The 2,186-nt window shown below is 68.5% G+C and carries 1 protein-coding gene; it reads right to left on the bottom strand.

Annotated features, from left to right (window positions below):
* Positions 1 to 460: 460 nt before the first annotated feature.
* On the bottom strand, positions 461 to 2,113 hold the full coding sequence (locus tag ACZ51D_RS43635; RefSeq protein WP_465665879.1) for an ISL3 family transposase: 1,653 nt from the start codon (positions 2,111 to 2,113) through the stop codon (positions 461 to 463).
* Between the last annotated feature and the right edge of the window lie 73 nt (positions 2,114 to 2,186).

Below are 2,186 nucleotides of genomic sequence, written 5' to 3'. Positions count from 1 at the left end.
CGGGTTCAGGCACGGATTTCGTGAAGAGCACGCCGAGGCGGTTACGATCTGTAGTCGATCGGAGCCCTGCTCGAACGGTTATGCCGAGCGACTCGCTGTGCGGGAGAATGCCCGGCATGACGACTTGAAGAGCACCGGCCGGGCGACAGCACTGGCGGAAGGTCGGGACCTGGGACACGGTTGCCGACGGCGATCGACGAATCTGTGCCGCCTGCAGAACGCCTGTCCGCTCGTATCAGTACCGCTTCCATCCACCCGAGTCCTCCATGTTCGAGCGCTGCATCGGGTTCGCTTGGTGTTCGGGCTGCAGGATCTACTCCGGCAACATGGTGTACGTCCCCCGGAAGCGAGTTCTGGTCGACGCCCTCGCTTCTCTCCCGTGTGAGCGACGGGAGCGGCTCCTGCGTTCGGAAACGCGACTGATCGATTTCCTGGACCGTCAGGCCAGAGGCGGCAGAGGTTAGGGTCGGCGGCTGGCGGCGATAAGGAGAAGCCGCTTGCGCAGCAACGAGGGCTTCGCTCGGCCGAACATGCTGCGCTTGAGTGCCTTGAGGTCGTTGACGCGGCCCTCGACTGGACCGGAGGACCAGTCGGTGCTCATGCCGTAGACGACGGCGTCGAGATCGGAGAGCAGTCCGGTGGCGAAGCCGGCCAGGCCGCATAGTTCGTCCGCGCAGACGTCGGCGATCCAGTGCCCCAGCTGGTCTCCTTCGCGGTTGGACATGATGCTGGCGAAGGTGCGGACGTGGGTTGCGGCGGCCGTGAGTTCGGGTGAGCGGGCCAGCAGGGTCTTGAGCTGTTGCTGGTCGTCCTCACGTAGGTGGTCGGGGTGGCGCATGATCCAGCCGGTGGCCTCGCGGGGAGAGGGCGGCCGGGCGATGGGCAGCGGGCTCCCCGGGGACTGTCGGTCGGGCCGTAGCGGCCGGACGTAGTCGCGCAGCGTGCTGTAGCTGCAGCGAGCCCCGCGTTCCTGCAGCTCGCGGTGGAGCCGGGACACGTTCGTGCAGCCTTCGGCGATGCGCTGGTCGAGGTAGGGCTTGAACCGGTCGAGCTTGCTGGTCCGGTTCTGCCACTGGCCGTGCAGCATCGCCTCCGGGCTGGCCGCGCGGGCGTACTTGCGAACGGTGTTGCGTCCGAGGCCGAGGCGTCGGGCGATCTCGCGCAGACTCAAGCCCTGCTCGATCTGGGCGCGGACGGCCGCGTGGGTGTCGCGGAGCCGGTCGAGGAACTTCCCCTGTGGGTAGGGCTCGGACGGCTCTGTGGCAGCCTCGAATGCCTCGGCCGATGCGGGCTTTGGTCCCGGCGGCTCGGGCTCAGGCGCGGGTTCGACAAGGTCGCGGAGCAGGGCGCGATGGCGGGAGACGAGGCGTTCAACAGCCTCGCCGAGGTTGTGCCAGACGTGCCATTTGTCCGCGCAGTGCTGGGCGTTCGGGGCGCCGGCGCGGGCGCCGTCCGCGAAGACCTGTGCGCGGTCGCGGCAGACGATCTCGACGCCGGGGTGCTCGCGCAGCCATGCCGCGACACTGTCCGCGTCGCGGTCGGGCAGCAGGTCAAGGGGCTGGTGGGTCTCGCAGTCGACCAGAAGGGTGCCGTAGCGGTGGCCCTTCCTGGTGGCGAACTCGTCGATGCCGAGCACGCGCGGGGTCGCCCAGGCAGGGTCCGGCAGCGCCATGACCAGGCGCAGGACGGTCATCCGGCTGATCACGATGCCGAGCAGCAGCGCGAGGCGGGCCACGGCCCGAGCAGCCAGGACGACGCCGAGGGCACCGAGCATCCGCTGAAGGGCCGGCGTCCGTCGGCCGTAGCGGTAGGCCAGCCCCTCAATCTGCTCGGCGAAGGTGACCCGCGGGCAGTCCCCGTTGTCGCAGAACAGCCGACGCACCGACAGTTCGATCACCACGCCCCGCCCGCCGCACGGCACGTCGGCCAGGCGCCGTCCATACCTGCTGTGCACCCGACCTGACGCAATCTGGCAGCCCGGACACGACACTGGCACTTCCTCCAGCGTCGACGCCTCGATCACCACACGTCCGTCCCGCACATCCATGCACTCGACCCGCACCCCTGCGAGATGCGGGAGCAGAAGGAATATCTCCTCACACGCGGCCAGCATCCACCTAGACGTGACGGAGCGTCACCCGGCGCACAGAAGCACGATCGACTTCACGAAATCCGTGCCTGAACCG

Source organism: Kitasatospora sp. NPDC033851, from assembly GCF_055576085.1.
The sequence above is the reverse complement of the archived record's forward strand: the minus strand, read 5'-3'. Positions and strand labels throughout refer to the sequence as shown.